The following is a 19291-nucleotide window of genomic DNA, read 5'->3' as shown; positions in this document are numbered from 1 at the left end:
CGGGGCGTGGCCCGCACGGACTCGACGACCGAGGACCTGGTCGACGCGCCCCGCGGCCGCTTGGCGCACCGCACCGGCGTCGGCCTCGTGCTGCTCGTCGTCGCCGCCGGTCTCGTCGGCCTCCTCGGGCCGGGCACGAGCACGCGCACGGTGGCCGCCGACGGCTGGCGGCTCACGGTCGAACACGCCTCGGTCACCCGCTCCGGCCAGCCCGCGCCGCTGCACCTGCGCATCGAGAGCAGCGACGGGTTCACCGGGCCGGTGCAGATCACCCTGTGCGACGACCTCTTCGACCACCTCGACTTCCAGAACTGGTACCCGAACCCGTCCGCGGAGACGAGCTCGCCGGACCGGTTGCTCTACGAGTTCGACCCGCCGGAGGGCAACGTCCTCGAGGTGAGCCTCGACGCCCGCGCAGCACCCGGCCAATGGGGCGGGCGCGAGCGCTGCCGGGCCGAGATCCTCGACGCCGAGCAGCCCGTCGTCGGCGCCGACTTCACGACGTGGGTCGTGCCCTGATGGACATCATCGTCCGCGCGAGCGTCGTCTTCGTCGTGCTGTGGCTCGCGATCCGCGTCTCCGGCAAGCGCGAGGTCGCCCAGCTCTCGGCCTTCGACATGATCATGGTCGTCACGCTCGGCGACCTCGTCGCGCAGGGCGTCGTGCAGGAGGACTACTCGCTCACCGCGGCGACGCTGGCGGTCTCGACGTTCTGCGTGCTCAGCCTCGCCCTCGCCTGGACCCACTACCGGTTCCCATGCTCCCGCCCGCTCCTTGCCGGCCGGGCCCGGGTCGTCGTCCGTGACGGCGAGCCCATGCTCGAGGTGCTCTCCTCCGAGCGAGTGACGATCGGGGACCTCCACGAAGCCGCTCGCGAGAAGGGGATCCGCAGCCTGCGCGACATCGAGCTGTGCGTCCTCGAGGTCGACGGCGGCTTCTCCTTCTTCACCGTCGACCGGCCCGCCGCCGACGAGGAGGCCTAGGTCGGCGCGCAGCCCTCGGCCGCCCCGGGGGGCCCGAAGGGACGGTACCGGCGTCCTCATGCACTTCCCGGTGCCGCGGGACACCTGCCCCTGTCGTGCGGGACATCGGGCGCGACACGGTGTGGAGGTACTCAGCGGTGGACCGACACGGCCGCCGTCACCCCACACAGGAGGAAACATGCACCGCACGACCCTGCGCCGGGCCGGACTCGCGATCGCCGCCACCGGGACCGCCGCCGTCCTCGCCGCCGCCCCGGCGATGGCTCACCACTGCTTCGTCCCGATGTACTCCCTCGACGGACCGAGCTCGCCCAACTGGTTCGTCCTCACCGCCGCCGACGGCGCGATGTTCGAGGCCGGCTACGAGCCCGCCTGCGACGCGGCCGTCGACGCCGGCTACGACGCCCTTCGTGCCGCCGGGCTGCCCGTCGGCATCAAGATCAACGAGAAGATGACGATCGGCGACCCGAAGCACACCGGCCGCATGAACCCCAACGGCGCCGACGGCAAGGGCCTCGAGTACTTCGGCGCCGGCTCCGAGCTGCCGTTCCAGATGGTCGGCACCTTCATCGAGGGTGCCGAGTCGGCGGACTGCGCCGGCTGACGGCCACTCCCGGCAGGGGAGCCACAGGCGTCCCACGGGCCGCGACACAGGGGGTCGCGGTCCGTGGGACCTCGGCGTGCGGCGTCCCCGGGCGTTCAGCGCCCGCCGGCACGGCCCACCCAGAGCGTCACGGTGACCAGGTCGTCGGGCTCGACACCGCTGGCCCGCCGCACCGCGTCCTTGACCGGCAGCAGGTAGGCGCCGTCCTTGGGGAAGAGCGCCGTGCTGAAGTCGACGCCCTCGATCCGCGCCTCGACCGGCACCTGGCCCCAGTACTCCAGGCCCTTGGCGGCGAGCTTGATGTCGCCGCTCTCCTCCTCGGGGATGGCGACGAAGTAGTAGGGCGCCGGCCCGCGCCACTCGATCACCGGGCCGTCGAACTCGAGAGGCTCGCCCAGGTCCATGGGGGCATTGTGCTGGGTCACCGCCGCGATCCCCAGTTCCACGCCGGGGTCGTGAGCAGGCCCTGCCCCTCCACGAAGGTCTCACCGATGTCCTTGACGAGGGTCACCCGGGTGGCCCGGTCACCGAGCGCCCGGGCGAGCGTCTCCGAGTGCGAGACGACCATGACCTGGCTGCGAGTCGACGCCTCGGCGATGAGCCGGGCCAGGGGCGGCAGCAGGTCCGGGTGGAGCGAGGTCTCGGGCTCGTTGAGCACGAGCAGGGGCGGCGGGTCGACGGTGAGCAGTGCCGCGACGAGGCAGAGGTAGGGCAGCGTCCCGTCGGACAGCTCCGCCGCCGAGAGCGGACGCAGCATGCCGGGCTGGTGGAGGTGCACGTCGAAGCGGCCGTCGACGACCGGCACCGCGACGGTGGCCCCGTCGAAGGCATCGGCCACCGCCGCGTCGAGCGCCGCGCGACCGCTCTCCCGGATCGTCTGGAGCGCCGCGGCCAGGTCCGACCCGTCGTCCGCGAGCACGGGGGTGCGCGTCCCGACCTGCTGTCGCCGGGCGGGCGCGTCGGGGTCGGCGCGGAACCCGTCGTAGAAGCGCCAGCCGGCGATGAGCCGCCGCACCCGGAGCAGCTCGGGAGCCCGCTCGGGGTCGGCGAGCTCGGTGAGCATCGACTCCCACGGCCGCAGCGACTGCGTGAGCCGGGTCCAGCCACGCTGGGGCTGCACGCCGGCCTCGGACTCGGGTTCGGGGTCAGACTCCCACCCGGCCGGGCGGTCGGTCTCCCACTCGTCGGGCCGAGCCACCTCCGCGCCCTCACCGGTCCGCACCTCGACCGTCCCCCAGCGCCGCCGGGCGACGACCGAGCCGGGTCGCATGACCGGCCCGGACCACACCACCTCCCGCTTGATCTCCGGGTCGCGCAGGAACGCCGAGCTGCCAGCCGCGTCGGCGCCCTGCTGCGGGAGGCCGAGGTCCACGAGGTAGCTCCAGTCGTCGCTGGCGAAGCCGAGCCGCAGGCTCACCGGACCCCTGCGCACAGTGCCCTGGACGGCATACCCCCGTCTGCGCGCGGCGTCGAGAGAGGCGGGTCCGGCCCACAGCGCGGACTGGAGCCCGCCCTCGCGGGCGAGGGTCCCGATGGCGTCGCCGCGGCCGCACCCGGCGAGGAGGCGCAGGCTGCGATAGAGGCTCGACTTGCCGGTGCCGTTGGCGCCGGTGACGACGTCGAGGTCGTGCAGCGGCACGACGACGTCCCGCAGCGAGCGGTATCCCGAGACCGCGACCGTCGTGAGCACGACGCGACCGTATGCCGTCCCACCGACACCGCGGTCGCGTTCCGTCCGCGCCCGCCTGACCGACCGCGCCCGGTCAGGGCAGGCGCGGCTGCGGCGGGTAGGGCGTGAGCAGCTGGTCGACAGGAGCGTGGTCGTCGGTGAGGACCATCGCGTCCCCGATCCAGGCGTCGAGCGCGGCACCGTCGAGGACCTGCCAGTCCAGCCCTCGCTCGACCATCCGCGACGCGAGGGCACCGGTGTCGATGGGCGACTGCGACGCGACGGCGACGAGGTTGCCCCCACCGTCGGCGTCGCGGGCCACCGTGCCGGGGTCGGCGGCGAGGACGACGTACTCGAAGACCGACCGCAGCGTCGCGAGCTCGGCCCGTGCGAAGCCGAGCGTCCCGAAGTCGATGAGGTTCGCGGCATACGTGCCGTCGACCGCGAGGACGCGGCGCACGTCGGTGAGCGCCTCTCGCGTCGTGAGGTGCCACGGGATGCTCAGCCCGCCGAAGGCGTCGCCGACGACGAGGTCCTGCGAGGCGTCCGCGATGCGGCGCAGCCCGACCCGGCCGTCCTCGACCCGCACCTCGAGCTGCGGGCCGGTGACGAGACCGAGTCGCTCGACGTCGACCTCGAGGACCCCGGCGTCGATCTCCGAGACGACGCTCGTCGTGCCGGGGCGCTCGTGCGCGAGCCAGCGCGGGAGCGTGAGCCCTCCCCCACCGAGGTGGTAGGCCGTGAGCGGCTCCTTCGCGGGCCGGACCGTGTCCGCCACTGCGGCCAGGGCTCCGACGTAGTCGAACTCGAGGTGGGTCGGGTCCTCGAGGTCGATGTAGGAGTGGCGGATGCCGTCGAGGACCAGGAGCCGCCCGGCAGAGCGGTTCTCGTCCTCGACGACCCTCGCGCAGTGGTAGACCGTCTCGACGTCGCAGTCGCCCGGACCCCACGCAGCGCCCAGGGCGCCGGGCAGGAGCAGCAGCACGGGCAGGGCCCGGCGGGCACCGCGCCTCAGGTGTGTCTCCAGTGCGACGGCGGCGAGGACGAGCAGCACTCCCAGCCCGACGAGGAGAGCGCTCACGGGGAAGGCCGAGACGAAGACGAAGCCGGTGAGCACGGTGCCCGCGATCGCGCCGACGGTGCCGATGCCCGACAGGCCGCCGACGACGCTGCCGGTGTCGGAGAGGTCGGAGAGCCGCAGCTTGGCGACGATCGGCGACACCGCCGAGAGCAGCGCGCCCGGGACGAGGATCGCGAGCGCCCCGAAGAGGAAGACGCCCGCGCCGGCGACCTCGCCGACACCGCGGACGAGGACGGGCATGAGCGAGACGGCGATGCCCGACGCCGCGAGCAGCGGGGCGAGCAGCCGGCGGGGGTCGGTCGAGTCCGCCGCCCGCCCGCCGAGCCAGGCACCCGCGGCGATGGCCGCGAGCGCGATGCCGATGACGAGCGTGCTCGTCTCGAGGGTCAGCCCGAGGTAGGGCGCGAGCAGCCGGAGCGAGACGAGCTCGACGACGAGGACGGCGCCGCTGCTCCCGAAGACGAGGGCCGCGGCAAGCCTCGGACCCAGCGGTGGCTGGATGGGGGCGGCGGCCGCGCCCTCCTCGACGGTCACGACGGCCTCCTCGCGGTGGCGACGGCGAACGTCTCCCGCGCCGTGCTGTCCCACCGGCGCACCTGCGTCACGGCCCCCTCGAGGTCGGGTGCCCACCGCAGCGCGAGCGCCCGCGCGGCCTCCTCCTCGGGTATGCCGCGTGCGAGCGTGACGTGCGGGACCCACCGGCCGTTCGCGGTGAGCGGAGTGGCCGACGCGTGGCTAGCGCCGAGCGCCGCGGCGTGCATCCGGAGCAGCGGCTCGTCGACGAGGACGAGCCGGGCGAGGACGAGCCGGCGGCCGGGGAAGGCGACGACCGGGCCGAGCCGGACCCGCAGCGGCAGCATCGGCGCCAGCTCGGCCGCGAGGTCGTCGTCCGCGGTCGGCAGGTGCTCGGTGACGAGCAGCGTGACGTGCGGCGCGTTCGAGGTGCCGGTGTGGCCGGCCTGGCTCGGCAGCCCGGCATCGCGCAGCACCGACCACTCGGCACGCACGGACGCGTCGGTCTCGTCGTCGAGGAGCAGCTCGAGGGACTGCATGCCGCCCATCGTGCCCGCTCGTGGGGGCCAGCGCGCCCGCTCGTGCGGGCCGACGCGCCCGCTCGCCACGAGCGTATGGTCCGACGGACGGGCTCTCGCGGACAGGCGCGGTGTCAGCCGAGCCCTTGACGGAACGCCAACGTGGCTGCCGCCGTCCTGCTTCTCACGCCCAGCTTCTTGTAGAGCGTGCGCACATGGTTCTTGACGGTGTGCTCGCTCAGTGACAGCTCTCGGCCGATCTCGGGGTTGCTCTTGCCGCGACCGATCCAGTGGAGCACCTGTGCCTCGCGCCGGGTGAGGGCAGATCCCTGCTCCCCGGAGCGATCAGCCTGCTCGCGGGCGAGACGGTGGAGCTCGGCCATGAGATGTCCCACGAGAGGTGCGGCCACGGCAGCGTGTCCCTCGTGAGTTCGACGAAGCGCGACGAGCAGCTCGGCCACGGGCGAGGACTCCAGCAGGTGGCCGGATGCTCCCGCTCTGAGGTTCTCGACGACGCCCTCACCTGCGTCGGAGTCCGTCAGGACGAGAACCCGCATCCGGGGAGCGACGGCCTTGACACGCTCGATGGCCTCGCGGATCGGGACCCCCGACATCGACGGTTCCAGCAGCAGGATGTCCGGTTGCACGCTTCGAACAGCATGGATGGTGTGGTCGAGCGAGCCCGCCTCTGCAACGAGGTCCAGGTCGCGCTCATCCTCCAGGGCCGCCCGCACACCGTGCCTGTAGACCTCCTGGTTGTCGGCGACCACCACGCGGATGCGCGTCGCGACGGGGCGCATCCGCGGAACATCGGCTGCGGACTCGCGCGGGAGCGGCGACGCAGCACCCGGCTCTCGATGGGTCATCACCGGCCGGACCCCGCCGCCACAGTGCCCTGCCCCTGCCGCCCTCATGGTCTGGTCCCTCGCGGGTTCTGGCGCGATGGTGTCCGCGGATGGTCTGGGATGACACGCACCCACGAGTGCTGGTTGACCCAGCTGGCGAGAAGCGACGTGAGGTCCGGGGCTCGGGTCTGCGCCGTGAGCGAGGCGATGGCCTCCCGGATCTGGTCGGACTCCTTGTGAGCCGGGACGAGTGCGACGACCTGTCGGCCGTCGATCGAACATCTGCTGTGCATGTGGAGCGTGACCTGCCAAACCCGTGTAGTGCTGCCTGACGTGCGGCTCGAGCCGCCCTTCCCCCGGCTTGTCCGGGGCTTCGTCTCCAGAGAGCGCCGACACCGGCACCCGTGACGCGCAGCGTCCGCGCGCCGCCTTTGACGGGCACCTGATGAGACGGCCGTTCGCCCAACGTCATGATTCGGCCGGTCGGCCGTCTTACTCTTGGTGGCGGATCTGCCGTCACTGCTTCGCCGGGGGGCCTGTCCCCGTGACGCCGGAGCCGTCGAGACCCTGGGGTGTTGTCCGTCGTGTTGAGTTCGCTGTACCTGCCTGCGTCGAGCGTCGGGCCCATGACGTCGACCGTGGCGATCGTCCGTGGCCGCACGGATGGCTGAGCCGAAGGACCCCACAGCGGACGTCGACCTCGTCAACCGACTGCGAGAGGGGGACGAACAGGCCGGGGTCGAGCTGTGGACCCGCCACTACCCTGCCGTGCTCGCTGCCGCGAAGCTGGTCACGCGACAGCCCAGGGACGCCGAGGAGATCGCCTCGGATGCCTTCACGGGCATGCTGACCGCAATCGCCTCCGGTGCCGGACCCACCACATCGGTCAGGGGCTACCTCAGGACCTCGGTGCGCAATCTGGCGATCAGTCGCTCGCAGCTCGCTTCGGCGACGGAGATCATCACCGATGACGTCGCCGTCCTCGACCGCCCCGTCCGCGACGCTCCCGCCCACATGTCCGAGCTCCAGCTCGTCCGGGTGGCCTTCGCTTCCCTGCCTCGCCGCTGGCAGGTCGTGCTCTGGCGCACCGCAGTCGACAAGGACTCCAACATCGAGGTGGGGCGAGAGATGTCCCTGTCGCCCAACGGCGTCGCGGCGCTGGCCAGACGGGCACGCCGGGGCTTCCGCTTGGCCTACCTACGTGCGCACCTCTCGGACAAGGGCGTCGCGCCGGAGTGTGCGCCCTTCATCGACAGCCTTGCCGATGTCGCCGTTTCGGACACCGCCTCGACCGCCGAAGTGACAGAACACCTCGACACGTGCGAGAAGTGCGCGGAGCGACTCGTGCTCCTCCGGGATGCGGACCGCAACTTCGCCGGTCTCCTCGGACCCGCGGTCCTTGCCCTGGTCCCCGCCCAGCGCATCGTCGAAGCGGGAGGCGGGGGCGCCGCGACCGCTCCTGCGGTCGAGACCACCCGAGCAGCTCTGCCTTTGCTGTCGCGAGGTACCACCAACCTCGCCCTTGGCTCTGTCGTCGGCACGGGAGCCGTCGTGGCCGCCCTGCTGGCCCTTGCCCTGCCGACGAGCTCCGCTCCTGCACCACCGGTCGCGCAGCAGACGAGCCACCCGAGTGCCGCCCACCCCATCGGGCCACGGTCGGGACTGACCGCCACGGCGTCGACACCACCCTCGCGTGCGTTCCCGCCGGGAGGTCACCGACCACCAGCGACCGCGACGTGGCACCCGCACCCCCACGTCGAGCCCACGCTCGCGTGGAAGGCACAGAGGCGGAGCCCGTCGCCCGTCTTCACCGCCAGCCCGGAGACGACCCCGATCGCCACGGTCAGCCCCACTCCGACCGTCACTGCCGCGGACACCGAGCCCCCCACGCCAACGGCCAGCCCCACTCCGACCGTCACGGCCGCGGGCACTCCGACCCCCACCCCGACCGTGACTGCCGCGGGGACCCCGACCCCCACACCATCGGCCACCCCCACCTCCACCGTCGTCGTCCCGGGATCCCAGGATCCCGTGGTCGTGACACTGAGCGCCTCCCGGTCACGACTTCACGTGAAAGCCGCCGTCAAGGGCACCCAGGGACCTCTCCGACTGGATCTCGAGCTTCCGGAAGGCGTCCGCGCGGTCGGAGAACGCGGTGCGTGGCGGTCTTGCCTTCAGCGCGCGAGACTGGTCACGTGCACGACCAGTCCGCGCGTCTTGGACGAATGGGCAAGCACCTTCACCCTGGTCTGGTTCGTGGAACCTCGAGGGACCGTGCGTGCGGCCGTCAGCGGAACCTACGTCGACGGGTCCCCGGCCTTCGGATCCGCGACGGCAACCTGGGACCGATGAGCCTTCTCCCGCTCGATGCGCTTTCCTGTCCCCGCCCGCGGATGACCAGCCAGTGAGCCCGTCACGTCGCACGTCGGTCTCGTCCCGCGAGTTCCAGGAGCTGGTGGTTGCCGTCGCTCGAGCCAACCACCTCGATGGTGACGGGTCGGCCCCGGCGTTCCAGCTGCTCGACCCGACCTGCATGTTGGATGCGCTCTCCGAGGTCTACTTGGCGGCCATGCGTCTTGTGAACGAGAGCCGCCAGCGCTCCGACGAGCTGCTCCTCGAGCAGAGCTGACGACCGGTCACGCGGAGCATGGCGGCCTGGTCGTGGGCGGGACCTGTCAGCAGGCAGCGGAGCGAGATTCCTGGCAGACCGGGCACCAGAAGAGTCGTTGGAGCCCCATCCGCTCCGCGCGGACCGTCGCGCCGCACACGTGGCAAGGCTTGCCGGCCCGGCCGTAGACGGCATACCTCTTGGGGCCGCGGGGCACGGTCTCCCCGCGGACGAGGGCCTCGCGCACGGCGGCGACCTGCCGCGGGTCGGCGACGATCCACCCGGCGCCGAGGCCGATCGTCATGAGGTCGACGGCGTCCTGCCAGATTGCCGCGAAGGTCTCGTCGTCGATCTCGCGCCCCGGCGTGAAGGGGTCGACGCGGGCGCGGTGGAGGAGCTCGGCGCGATAGACGTTGCCGATGCCCGCGATGACCTTCTGGTCGATGAGCAGCGCTCCGATCGGTCGGCGAGAGTTCTGAATTCGCCGCCTGGCGAGGTCGGGCTCGGCGTCGTCGCGCAACGGATCTGGGCCCAGCCGCGCACGGAGGGCGAGGACCCCGTCCTCGTCGAGCAGCTCGCACACGGCCGGGTCGGTGACCTCGGCGAGGTGGGTCGCCGACAGCAGCCGCCACGCGACGTTGCCGTGGACCGGAGGCTCGCTCCGCGGGTAGTCCCCGTCGAGGGCTCGCTGGTGGCGGCGCACCGAGACGCCGCCGTCCATGGCGAGGTGCAGGTGCACGGTGAGCGGCACGTCGACGGCGCTGACCAGCAGGTGCTTGCCGACCGCCCGGGCGTCGGCGACGACCCGGTCGTCGAAGAGGTCGGCATCGAGCTGCCCGTTCGGTGAGCGCGACCGGACCGGTCTGCCGACGAGCTGCCGTAGTCGTCGCGCCATGCCGTGGACGGCGTGACCCTCGGCCACGGGTCAGTCGCCGTCCGCCCGCTGCACCTCGCTCGCGAGCTTGAGGACGACCGTGTCGTCGTCCTGCCTGATGACGTATGCCGGGTCGTCATCGCTGCCGATGCGCGTGACCTCCGCGCCCTTGGTCGTGCGCGTCACCGACCCGTGGTGGACCTCCGAGACCGTGCCCTCGGCCCACGACGAGCCCCACTTCCACGTGACCTTGGTCCCGCTGCGGATCGCCATGGGGCCAGCATGTCGCACAGCGGTGACAGGGCGGTGGTTCGCCGGTCTGGTCCTGCCGGTGCGGTCCCGGGCCGGGGGCGCTCAGGCGGTGCCTAGCCCCCGTCAGCGGCGGACGAAGCCGATCCAGCCCGCATCGGAGTCGAGGGCCAGCATCGGGCCCTCGGTCGAGCCCTTGAGCGATGCCTGCGGGCGCGCGGCCACCATCGCTGCGAGCCACCCCTCCGTCCCGGCGATGTCGGGCGGGCAGCCGATCTCGGTCGTCGCCAGTCCTCCGCCCGCGTCGAGCCGGTGGTCGTCGAGGGTGACCTCGCCGGTCATCGTGTTGCAGCCGGCGTCCAACCGCACGCGGTCGCCCTCGACGGCGAGGTGGACCGGCGTCGTCCACGGTGTCGAACCGTCGCGGGCGAAACCGGTGGTCGACACCCACGTCCCCTGCACGTCGGCCAGCGAGTCGAGCCAGCCGGCGTCCTCGTCCGGCGCACCTCCGAGGGTGCGCTGGACGGCATACGCGGATCCAAGGGCCACGAGCGCGCCGACGGCCGCGACGACGAGCCACACCGCACGTCTTCTCATGCACGTTCGACGTGTCCTGCTCGAGTTCGGTTCCGCGCGGGTGGGCCGTGGGTCGTCGGCGCGTGAAAGGGTCGGGGTGAACGGCCGGGTCCGGACCGACCGCCCAGGGAGCAGGCATGAGCGAGAAGCGCACCATCGTCCTCACGGGGGCCAGCGACGGGATCGGTGCGGCCTCGGCCCGCCAGCTGCGCGCCAAGGGACACGACGTCGTCGTCGTCGGACGCTCGCCGGAGAAGACGCGACGGGTCGCGGAGGACATCGGCGTCACGGGTCACGTGGCCGACTTCGCCGACCTCGAACAGGTGCGCGGGCTCGCCGCGAAGCTCCTCGCCAACCACCCCCGGATCGACGTCCTCGCCAACAACGCCGGCGGGACCTTCGCTCGGGAGACCACGGCCGACGGGTTCGACAGGACCCTCCAGGTCAACCACCTCGCGCCGTTCCTGCTCACCTCCCTGCTGCGGGACCGGCTCCTCGAGAGCGGTGCCTCCGTCATCCAGACCTCGAGCCGGGCGCATCTCCTCTCGGGAGCGCTCGACCGCGACCACCTCGGTCCGCAGGGGTCGTGGTCCGCGACCAAGGCCTATGGCGCAGCCAAGCTCGCCAACGCGCTCTTCACCGTCGAGCTGCACCGGCGCTTCCACGCACAGGGGCTGCGCGCCGTGGCGTTCCACCCCGGCGTCATCCGCACGAACTTCGCGAGCGACACGAGCAGCGTCATGCGGCTGATCTACCGGAGCCCCCTCTCGCGGCTGCTCACGAGCGTCGAGACAGGTGGCAGCCGGCTCACGTGGCTGGCCGACGGCACCGCCGACCGGACGTGGCGGTCGGGGGCCTACTACGTCGACAACCGCGAGGCGCCGGTCAACCCGGTCGTGCGCGACGCGACCGCGGCGGCGCGGGTGTGGGACCGGAGCGAGGAGCTCCTCGGGCTCTGAGCCCGCGCCCCATCCGGGCCCGCCCGTGGCTGGTCGCGGCTAGGGTCCACTCATGTCGCCGAGCCGGTCGGACAGCGCGCGGAGCCGCGTCGTGGTGGACGTGCTGCACGACACCTTCGGGGAGGCGATGCGGGAGCACCCGACGGCATACCGGACGAAGTTCCGCAGCATGGCGCACGACCCCCACTCCTTCTACCGCGGCTCAGCGGCGCTCTTCTACCGCGACGTCACCCGGCTCGAGGCGCCGTGGGTCGACGAGCGGTCGTCGCGGATCTGGGTTCACGGAGACCTGCACGTCGAGAACTTCGGGACCTACCTCGACTCGGCCGGGCGTCTCGTCTTCGACGTCAACGACTTCGACGAGGCCTACGTCGGGCACTACACGTGGGACCTGCTGCGCTTCGCGGCGTCCCTCGCCCTGCTCGGCTGGCAGAAGGCGCTGCCCGACGAGGAGGTGCACCGCCTCATCGGAACCTACGTGCGCGCCTACCTCCGGCAGGTCAACCACTACCTCGAGGTCCCGGACGACACCGAGTTCGCCCTGCGTCTCGACAACGCCAAGGGTCCGGTGCTCGACGTCCTGCACCGAGCGCGCGAGGTGCGCCGGGTCGACCTGCTCGACGCGATGACCGTCGTCGAGGACCACCGCCGCATCTTCATCGAGGGTGACGGAAGGCGTCGCCCCGGGAAGGCCGAGCGCGCGAAGGTCCTCGACGCCTTCGATCGCTACCTGCCGACGATCCCCGAGGACAAGCGCAGCCGCATCCCCGTCTTCTACGACGTGCGCGACGTCGTGACGAGCAGGACGCACGGGATCGGCAGCGCCGGCCAGGCGAGTTACGACGTCCTGCTCGAGGGCTACAGCCAGGCCCTCGAGAACGACGTGGTCGTGCAGATGAAGCAGGCGAGCGTGCCCGCGCTGAGCCGGTTCGTCGACAGCGAGGCGGTCGAGGCGGCGTTCGAGCACGAGGCCCACCGGACCGTCGTGAGCCAGCGCGCGCTCCAGGCGCACACCGACTCGTTGCTCGGGCACACGACGATCGACGGGGTCGGGTTCGTCGTGTCCGAGGTCTCGCCCTACGAGGTCGACCTGCCGTGGCCCGACCTCACCGAGCCGGACGAGATCGGCGTCGTCGTGCGGCAGCTCGGGCAGGCGACGGCCAAGATCCACTGTGCCTCCGACGAGGACAGCCAGCAGGACCTCGTCGACTTCCAGGTCGAGGAGGCGGTCGCGACGTCGGTCGAGGGCGGACGGTCCGAGTTCGTCGAGTGGGTGGCCGCGCGTGGGATGGAGTACGCCGCACAGGTGCGCGTCGACCACGCCCTCTTCGTCGAGGCGTTCCGCGACGGGCGGTTCGGTCTCGACGCGGTCTGAGCCGGTGGCTCTCACAAGAGCCTCCCCGGGAGTTCGCGTCAGAAGCCGCCGTCGCGGGCCATGTTGCTGAACCGGCTGTAGTGCCCCTGGAACGCGAGCACGATGTCGGCGGTGGGGCCGTTGCGGTGCTTGGCCACGATGACGTCCGCCTCACCGTCGCGCTCCGGGTCCGAGCGGTCGCGGTGGAGCAGGATGACCATGTCGGCATCCTGCTCGATCGAGCCGGACTCACGCAGGTCGGACATCTGCGGGCGCTTGTCGGTGCGCTGCTCCGGACCACGGTTGAGCTGCGAGATCGCGATGACCGGGACCTCGAGCTCCTTGGCGAGCAGCTTGAGCGCACGCGAGAACTCGGCGACCTCCTGCTGGCGCGACTCGACCTTCTTGCCCGAGCTCATGAGCTGGAGGTAGTCGATGATGACCATCCGCAGGTTGTGCTGCTGCTTGAGCCGGCGGCACTTGGAGCGGATCTCCATGAGCGACATGTTGGGCGAGTCGTCGATGAAGAGGGGCGCGTCGGAGATCTTGCCCATGATGCGGGCGAGCTTGTTCCACTGCTCCTGGCCCTTGAGACCCTTGCGCAGGTCCTGGAGCTGGATGGTCGCCTCGGCGGAGAGGATGCGCATCGTGATCTCGGTGCGACTCATCTCGAGCGAGAACACGGCCGTGGCCATGTTGTGCTTGATCGAGGCGGCCCGGGCGATGTCAATCCCCAGCGTCGATTTTCCCACGGCAGGTCTCGCCGCGACGACGATCATCTGGCCGGGGTGCAGGCCGTTGGTGAGCTGGTCGAGCTCGAGGAAGCCGGTCGGCACACCCGTCATCTCGTCGGTGCGCCCAGCCGCGGCCTCGATCTCCTCCATCGTCGCGTTGAGGATCTCGCCGAGCTGGTGGTAGTCCTCGCCGCCGCGCTTCTCGGCGACGGAGTAGACCTCGGCCTGGGCGCGGTTGACGATCTCGTCGACGTCACCCTCGCCCTGCCCGTAGCCCATCTGGACGATGCGGGTGCCCGCCTCGACGAGGCGACGCAGAACCGCGCGCTCGTGGATGATCTCGGCGTAGTAGCCGGCGTTCGCCGCGGTGGGCACCGACTGGATGAGCTGGTGGAGGTAGGCCTGGCCGCCGACCCGGGTGAGGTCGCCGCGCTTGCCGAGCTCGTCGGCGACGGTGATCGCGTCGGCGGGCTCGCCGCGCCCGTAGAGGTCGAGGATCGCGTCGTAGATGAGCTCGTGCGCAGGGCGGTAGAAGTCCGCCGACTTGGTCACCTCGAGGCAGTCGGCGATCGCGTCCTTGTTGAGGAGCATCGAGCCGAGGACCGACTGCTCGGCGCCGAGGTCCTGGGGAGGGAGGCGGTCGTCGGGAGGACCGTCGCTCGAGCCCGTCCAGGACCCGCTGAGCTCCGCGATCGACACCCGTCCACCCCTTCCCTTCGTTGTCGCCTGTCGGCGTCCGTCCAGTTGAGCACCGCGCTCTGACACCCCGTCGGGGAGGGTGTCGAGAGGGCCGTGTCCGGCCGGGCCGCGCCCAACCTAGGTCGTCCGAGAGGCACTGTCCCAATCCTCGCGGCTCGGCGCCACGGGCCCGTGTGGACAACCTGTGGACGGCGGGTGCAAAACGCCGCCCCATGTTGTGCACAGTCGGTGGAAACTCCTGTGGAGGGTCGCGGCGAAGGGCTAGTCACACGGCGCTGACCTGCGACTTTGCCATCCACGAGCTGTGCGCAGAAGAAACTTCCGGGCGTGTCTGTCCACATCGCTCGAAGCACAGGTCGGTGGATGACCCTGTGGAATCTTTGTGAAACGTTGACCGCCCGGGGCCGCCCCGCACGGACAGCCAGCACCGCCGCGGGAGTGAAGCTACCCGCGAGTTCCCCGCCCCCTCCGGACCGGCTCAGCCGGCGCGTCCGTACCTCTCCGCCGACCGCGCCCGCGCCTTGGCCGCCTCGACCTCGCGGTCCTTGGGCGGAGCCGCCGTGACGAGGTGGTCGAGGAGGTGCTGGGTGGCGTGCGCGACCTCGCGCACCGCCTCGTCGAACGCCGCCTGGTTCGCCTGCGACGGCTTTGTCGACCCGCTCACCTTGCGCACGTACTGGAGCGCGGCGGCATACACCTCCGAGTCTGTCGCGGGCGGTTCGAAGTTGTGCAGCTGACGGATGTTTCGGCACATGTCCTTCAATGTATGCCGGTCACGCGCCTTCCGGACAGCCCTCACGATCCGCGGTGGCTAGGGTCGAGACCATGCGCCCCGAGGTCCTGCGAGACGGCACCGAGCCCGACCCCCGCTTCACGCTCGCCAACGAGCGCACCTTCCTCGCGTGGATCCGGACCGGTCTGGCCCTCGTCGCGGGCGCCGTCGCCGTCGAGGGGTTCGGCATCGACCTCGACGAGGGCGTCCGCACGATCCTCGCCATCGGGCTCACGACTCTCGGTGTCGCCGTCGCCGTGGGCGCCGGGGTCCGCTGGCTGCGGGTCGAGGCCGCGATGCGGCACGGGCGGCCGCTGCCGTTCCCCACGCTCATCCCCTTCCTCGTCGTCGCGACCGTCGTCGCCGCGGCCACCCTCCTCGTCCTCGTCACGACCCGCTGACGCCGGCCATGGACGGCTCTGCCACCCCGCGCACCGACGCCGGCCTCCAGCCGGAGCGGACGGCACTCGCCTGGCAACGCACGGCCATCTCCTTCGCTGCGGCCTCGCTCCTCTTCCTGCGCTGGGCCACCCACCACGGGCCGCTCGTCGTCGTCCTCGTCGCAGCGGCGCTCGCGACGGCGACGTGGACGTTCTTCCACACCCGCACCCGGCTGCGGCGGGTCGCCCACCACTTCCCCATGCCGGGGCTCGAGCCCGCGGCCGGCGAGGTCCTCGTCGTCACCACGGCGACCGCCGTCCTCGGCATCGCCGCCGTCTGGGTCACCCTCACGACCTGAGTCGCGTCCGGTCGGTGCCGCGGTTCGCTCGGGCGCGGCACGTCCGCGCTTTCGTGGGTTCCGGCGCCACGACCCCCGCCTCTAGCGTCCTGACCAGCGGACCACCGGCCCGCTCGGCCACCCGGTCGACCGCTTCCATCAACGACGATGGGAAGGCAACCATGCACACCCTGCTCCACCGATCACGCGGCCGTGTCGCCGCGGCCGCCCTGGCTCTCGGGGCCACCGCGGCCGTGACCCAGGCAGCACCCACCGCCGCCGCCCCGGCCCCGACCACGGCGAGCGCCACCGCCACGTCGTCGCTGCCCTGCGGGTTCCATCTCGGCTACCAGAGCTACCGCAACTGCAGCCGCACCTACGTCCACCGCGTCTCCGCCACTGCGCACGAGTCCCTCAGCGGCCGGACCGTGACCTACTACTACTGCTTCAAGCCCGGCACGTCGAAGCAGCCGCTCGCGGTGTGGGGAATGGTCGTCTACAACGTCTACGTCAAGGTCTCGCTGGCCTGTTGACGGACACCGGCTCGGCGACAAGGGCCGGGACGCCCGCTCCGCGCCACCGGGGAGCGCACTAGCGTTCCGGTGTGCGCGACCAGACTCCAGGGAGCGGGGCCGAGACCCCGAGCCAGCACCGCGAGGTCCTGCGGCTCGCGCTCCCGGCGTTCCTCGCGCTCGTCGCCGAGCCGCTCTTCCTCCTCACCGACTCCGCGATCGTCGGCCACCTCGGCACACCGCAGCTCGCCGGCCTCGGCGTCGCGAGCGCGATGCTCCTCACCGCCGCCAACATCTTCGTCTTCCTCGCCTACGGCACGACCTCGGTCGTCGCCCGGCAGCTCGGCGCCGGCAACCGGGCCGGCGCCATCGCCGCCGGAATCGACGGGACGTGGCTCGCCGTGGGGCTCGGCGCCGCGACAGCCCTCGTCGTCGCCCTCGCGGCCGGGCCGATCTGCCGGCTCTTCGGTGCCTCGCCCGAGGCACTCGGGCACGCCGTGACCTACCTGCGGATCAGCGCGATCTCGATCCCGGCCATGCTCGTCGTCCTCGCCACCACCGGTGTCCTGCGCGGCCTCCAGGACACCCGCACCCCCCTCGCGGCCAGCGTCCTCGGCTTCACGAGCAACATCGCGCTCAACCTCCTCTTCGTCTACGGGTTCGGCTGGGGCATCGCCGGCTCGGCCCTCGGCACCGTCCTCGCGCAGACCGGCATGGCGACCGCCCTCGTCGTCGTCCTCATGCGCGAGGCCGCCCGCCAGCAGGTCACCCTCCGGGCACATCCGGGACGAATCCTCGGGGCGGCACGCACCGGCATACCACTGCTCGTCCGCACGCTCGCGCTGCGCGCGATCCTCCTCGTGACGACGTGGGTCGCGGCCGGGCTCGGTGACGTGCCGCTGGCGGCCTACCAGGTGTCGGCGACGATCTGGAGCTTCCTCGTCTTCGCGCTCGACGCCATCGCCATCGCCGCCCAGGCCATCACCGGACGCACCCTCGGCGAGGGCGACGTCGTCCGGACCCGCTCCGCCACGACCCTCATGGTGCGCTGGGGGATCATCGCGGGCTTCGTCCTCGGCATCGTCCTGCTGCTGCTCCGCACGGTCCTGCCCGACCTCTTCACGAGCGACCCGGCGGTGCAGGCGGCCATCGCGGCGGCCCTCGTCGTCGTCGCCCTCACCCAGCCGCTGAGCGGCTATGTCTTCGTCATCGACGGCGTCCTCATCGGCGCCGGCGACGGTCGCTGGCTGGCCTGTGCGATGCTCGCCAACCTCGTCCTCTACCTGCCGCTCATCCTCGGCGTGCACCTCATGGGCGACTGGCTGCTCGAGGACGGCAACGCCCGGGCGACGGGCAACGCGGTGATGTGGCTGTGGTTGGCGTTCACCGGGTTCATGGCGATCCGCGGCGTCCTCATGTGGGCCCGCGTGCGCACCGACGGCTGGATGGTCACCGGCGCCACCCGCTGACCTCAGCCGACGCCGACGGCGGCCTCGCGCCGCGGGTCACCGGCCGCACGCAGCTCACCGTCGGCTCCGAGGAGGGCCGCACCGACGCCGCCGAAGTACATCGACAGCTCGCCGTGGTCGAGCCCGGGCAGGCCGGCCGCCCCGACAGCGGCCTCGATCTCGGGGCTGGCCTCGTGCTCGACGACCGGCTGTCGGTCCTCGTCGAAGCGGACGTGCACCCGCGGCGCCGCGATCGCCTCGTCGAGGTCCGCGCCGTGGAGGCACAGCTGGCCGAGCACCTGCATGAGTGCGGTCGTGATCCGGTCGGCCCCGGGCGAGCCGACGGCGAGCACCCGGCCGTCGGCGGCCCGGGCCACGGTCGGCGCCATGTTGGACGCCAGCCGGGTGCCGGGCGCGAGCGCGTGCAGCCCGAGCCGGTTGAGCTCGGGCTCGCCGAGGGCGTTGTTGAGCAGGATCCCGGTGCCCGGCACGGTCACCCCCGACCCGTAGCCGCTCGACATCGTCACCGCGCACGCGAGCCCGTCGGAGTCCACCGCCGAGATGTGCGCGGTCGAGGCCGACGTCGGCAGACCGGCGAGACCGTGCCGCTCGACCGCGGCGAGCAGGGCGTGACCGTCGGCGTCGAGGTCCTGCGACACGTCGTGGACGGTCAGCCGGTAGGCGAGCACCGCCCGCTGGATCCGCAGCACGTCGTCCCACGTGTACTCGCGCGCGCGCTGGAGCTCGCCCAGCATGACCGCGAGCATCGGGCCACCGATGGACGGCGGGGGGTTGACGGCGACGTCCCAGTCGCCGACCGTGCGCCTCACCGGCGCCCGTTCCACCACCTCGTATGCCGTGAGGTCGGCCTCCGTGACCAGCCCACCGTGGGCGGCCATCTCGGCTGCGAGCGCACGTCCGAGGTCACCGGTGAGGAGCAGTGAAGCGCCCTCGCGGGCCACGGCGTCGAGCACCGCCGCCAGCTCACCGTTGCGCGCGAGATCGCCTGCAGCGAAGGGGGATCCGTCCTCGCGGCGGGTCAACGCGCGGGCGCCGTCGTCGTGACCGAAGAGCCCGTCGGCGACGAAGCCGAGGTAGCGGGTGGCGGCTCCACCGATCGGGTACCCCTCCCGGCACGCCGCGGCCGCGGGTGCGACGACCGACTCCCACGGCCGGGAGCCGAAGCGCGTCGCGGCGGTCTCGCAGGCGGAGAGGGCGCCGGGGACCGCGACCGAGCCGTGGCCGGCATACATCGTCACGCCGCCGCCGTAGTCGGTGACGACCTCGCGGACACCCGCGCCGAACGCCTCGCGCGGCAGCCCGCGACCCGGCATGGCGACGTTGCCGTCGAGGACGACGGGCGGACCCGACGGGGGCCAGACCGTGACGAAGGCGCCGCCGGCGAGGCTGACGATCCCCGGCTCGGTGCTCATCGAGGTGATGGCGGCCGCGATGGCGGCGTCGACGGCGTTGCCGCCCTCGGCGACGACCGCCTGACCGGCACCGAGAGACGCCGGCCCGGTCGCCGCGACCGCCACCTGCCTCCGCTCGCCCATGCTGCGCATCCTCGCACCC

At 72.1% G+C, this 19291-nt stretch carries 22 protein-coding genes; 11 read left to right on the top strand and 11 right to left on the bottom strand.

The window, feature by feature from the left end; translation table 11 throughout:
• Positions 1-6: 6 nt before the first annotated feature.
• The 3 genes from ACOJV7_RS08670 to ACOJV7_RS08660 all read left to right on the top strand — a co-directional run bounded on the left by ACOJV7_RS08670 (position 7) and on the right by ACOJV7_RS08660 (position 1587).
• Positions 7-519: a hypothetical protein gene (locus ACOJV7_RS08670; RefSeq protein WP_420189733.1), complete on the top strand. Its 513-nt coding sequence runs from the start codon at positions 7-9 to the stop codon at positions 517-519.
• Entirely contained in the window at positions 504-983 is a 480-nt protein-coding gene (locus ACOJV7_RS08665) for a DUF421 domain-containing protein (RefSeq protein ID WP_420189732.1), read from the top strand. The genes ACOJV7_RS08670 and ACOJV7_RS08665 overlap by 16 nt, the downstream gene beginning before the upstream one ends.
• Before the next feature lie 178 nt (positions 984-1161).
• Positions 1162-1587, top strand: a complete 426-nt coding sequence (locus tag ACOJV7_RS08660) for a hypothetical protein (RefSeq protein ID WP_420189731.1) — start codon at positions 1162-1164, stop codon at positions 1585-1587.
• Between the two features lie 95 nt (positions 1588-1682).
• Here the strand turns inward: ACOJV7_RS08660 and ACOJV7_RS08655 are convergent, their stop codons facing one another.
• The 5 genes from ACOJV7_RS08655 to ACOJV7_RS08635 all read right to left on the bottom strand — a co-directional run bounded on the left by ACOJV7_RS08655 (position 1683) and on the right by ACOJV7_RS08635 (position 6168).
• Positions 1683-1991: a DUF1905 domain-containing protein gene (locus ACOJV7_RS08655; protein WP_420189730.1), complete on the bottom strand. Its 309-nt coding sequence runs from the start codon at positions 1989-1991 to the stop codon at positions 1683-1685.
• Positions 1992-2008: 17 nt separating this feature from the next.
• Positions 2009-3277 (bottom strand): AAA family ATPase, encoded by a 1269-nt coding sequence (locus tag ACOJV7_RS08650; RefSeq protein ID WP_420189729.1) that lies wholly within the window; start codon positions 3275-3277, stop codon positions 2009-2011.
• 73 nt (positions 3278-3350) lie between these two features.
• Complete coding sequence (locus tag ACOJV7_RS08645; protein ID WP_420189728.1) at positions 3351-4871, bottom strand: fused MFS/spermidine synthase; 1521 nt, start codon at positions 4869-4871, stop codon at positions 3351-3353.
• Positions 4868-5458 carry a 2'-5' RNA ligase family protein gene (locus ACOJV7_RS08640; protein ID WP_420189727.1) on the bottom strand — a complete coding sequence of 197 codons (591 nt, stop codon included), beginning with the start codon at positions 5456-5458 and terminating at the stop codon, positions 4868-4870. The genes ACOJV7_RS08645 and ACOJV7_RS08640 overlap by 4 nt, the downstream gene beginning before the upstream one ends.
• 44 nt (positions 5459-5502) lie before the next feature.
• A complete protein-coding gene (locus tag ACOJV7_RS08635) occupies positions 5503-6168 on the bottom strand; it encodes a LuxR C-terminal-related transcriptional regulator (protein ID WP_420189726.1) in 666 nt (221 codons plus the stop codon).
• 708 nt (positions 6169-6876) lie between these two features.
• Between ACOJV7_RS08635 and ACOJV7_RS08630 the strand changes: the two genes are divergently transcribed.
• Entirely contained in the window at positions 6877-8565 is a 1689-nt protein-coding gene (locus tag ACOJV7_RS08630) for an RNA polymerase sigma factor (RefSeq protein ID WP_420189725.1), read from the top strand.
• Between the two features lie 52 nt (positions 8566-8617).
• Complete coding sequence (locus ACOJV7_RS08625) at positions 8618-8842, top strand: hypothetical protein (RefSeq protein ID WP_420189724.1); 225 nt, start codon at positions 8618-8620, stop codon at positions 8840-8842.
• 46 nt (positions 8843-8888) lie between these two features.
• On the opposite strand, the gene ACOJV7_RS08620 is transcribed toward ACOJV7_RS08625, so the two are convergent.
• From ACOJV7_RS08620 to ACOJV7_RS08610, 3 genes are all read right to left on the bottom strand, one after another.
• Positions 8889-9743, bottom strand: a complete 855-nt coding sequence (locus ACOJV7_RS08620; protein ID WP_420189723.1) for an Fpg/Nei family DNA glycosylase — start codon at positions 9741-9743, stop codon at positions 8889-8891.
• Positions 9744-9746: 3 nt separating this feature from the next.
• On the bottom strand, positions 9747-9968 hold the full coding sequence (locus ACOJV7_RS08615) for a hypervirulence associated TUDOR domain-containing protein (protein ID WP_420189722.1): 222 nt from the start codon (positions 9966-9968) through the stop codon (positions 9747-9749).
• A gap of 102 nt (positions 9969-10070) precedes the next feature.
• On the bottom strand, positions 10071-10541 hold the full coding sequence (locus tag ACOJV7_RS08610) for an META domain-containing protein (protein ID WP_420189721.1): 471 nt from the start codon (positions 10539-10541) through the stop codon (positions 10071-10073).
• A 116-nt stretch (positions 10542-10657) separates the two neighbouring features.
• Between ACOJV7_RS08610 and ACOJV7_RS08605 the strand changes: the two genes are divergently transcribed.
• Both ACOJV7_RS08605 and ACOJV7_RS08600 read left to right on the top strand, forming a co-directional pair.
• Positions 10658-11479 (top strand): SDR family NAD(P)-dependent oxidoreductase, encoded by an 822-nt coding sequence (locus tag ACOJV7_RS08605; RefSeq protein WP_420189720.1) that lies wholly within the window; start codon positions 10658-10660, stop codon positions 11477-11479.
• Between the two features lie 52 nt (positions 11480-11531).
• Positions 11532-12854, top strand: coding sequence for a DUF2252 domain-containing protein (locus tag ACOJV7_RS08600; protein ID WP_420189719.1), 1323 nt, complete (start codon positions 11532-11534; stop codon positions 12852-12854).
• 38 nt (positions 12855-12892) lie between these two features.
• Here ACOJV7_RS08600 and dnaB read toward each other — a convergent pair whose 3' ends face one another.
• Both dnaB and ACOJV7_RS08590 read right to left on the bottom strand, forming a co-directional pair.
• Positions 12893-14266, bottom strand: coding sequence for a replicative DNA helicase (gene dnaB / locus ACOJV7_RS08595; RefSeq protein ID WP_420189718.1), 1374 nt, complete (start codon positions 14264-14266; stop codon positions 12893-12895).
• Positions 14267-14744: 478 nt separating this feature from the next.
• Complete coding sequence (locus ACOJV7_RS08590) at positions 14745-15020, bottom strand: DUF2277 domain-containing protein (protein ID WP_420189717.1); 276 nt, start codon at positions 15018-15020, stop codon at positions 14745-14747.
• A 71-nt stretch (positions 15021-15091) separates the two neighbouring features.
• On the opposite strand from ACOJV7_RS08590, the gene ACOJV7_RS08585 reads away from it, so the two are divergent.
• The 4 genes from ACOJV7_RS08585 (at position 15092) to ACOJV7_RS08570 (ending at position 17737) form a co-directional block, all read left to right on the top strand.
• Positions 15092-15439, top strand: a complete 348-nt coding sequence (locus tag ACOJV7_RS08585; RefSeq protein ID WP_420189716.1) for a YidH family protein — start codon at positions 15092-15094, stop codon at positions 15437-15439.
• A gap of 8 nt (positions 15440-15447) precedes the next feature.
• Positions 15448-15777 carry a DUF202 domain-containing protein gene (locus ACOJV7_RS08580; RefSeq protein ID WP_420189715.1) on the top strand — a complete coding sequence of 110 codons (330 nt, stop codon included), beginning with the start codon at positions 15448-15450 and terminating at the stop codon, positions 15775-15777.
• Positions 15778-15938: 161 nt separating this feature from the next.
• A complete protein-coding gene (locus ACOJV7_RS08575) occupies positions 15939-16289 on the top strand; it encodes a hypothetical protein (protein ID WP_420189714.1) in 351 nt (116 codons plus the stop codon).
• Positions 16290-16360: 71 nt separating this feature from the next.
• Positions 16361-17737 carry an MATE family efflux transporter gene (locus ACOJV7_RS08570; RefSeq protein ID WP_420189713.1) on the top strand — a complete coding sequence of 459 codons (1377 nt, stop codon included), beginning with the start codon at positions 16361-16363 and terminating at the stop codon, positions 17735-17737.
• 2 nt (positions 17738-17739) lie between these two features.
• Here ACOJV7_RS08570 and ACOJV7_RS08565 read toward each other — a convergent pair whose 3' ends face one another.
• A complete protein-coding gene (locus ACOJV7_RS08565) occupies positions 17740-19272 on the bottom strand; it encodes a gamma-glutamyltransferase (protein WP_420189712.1) in 1533 nt (510 codons plus the stop codon).
• Positions 19273-19291: the final 19 nt, after the last annotated feature.

Source organism: Knoellia tibetensis, from assembly GCF_048606415.1.
Lineage (GTDB): Bacteria > Actinomycetota > Actinomycetes > Actinomycetales > Dermatophilaceae > Knoellia > Knoellia tibetensis.
This window is presented reverse-complemented; position numbering and strand designations above follow the sequence as displayed.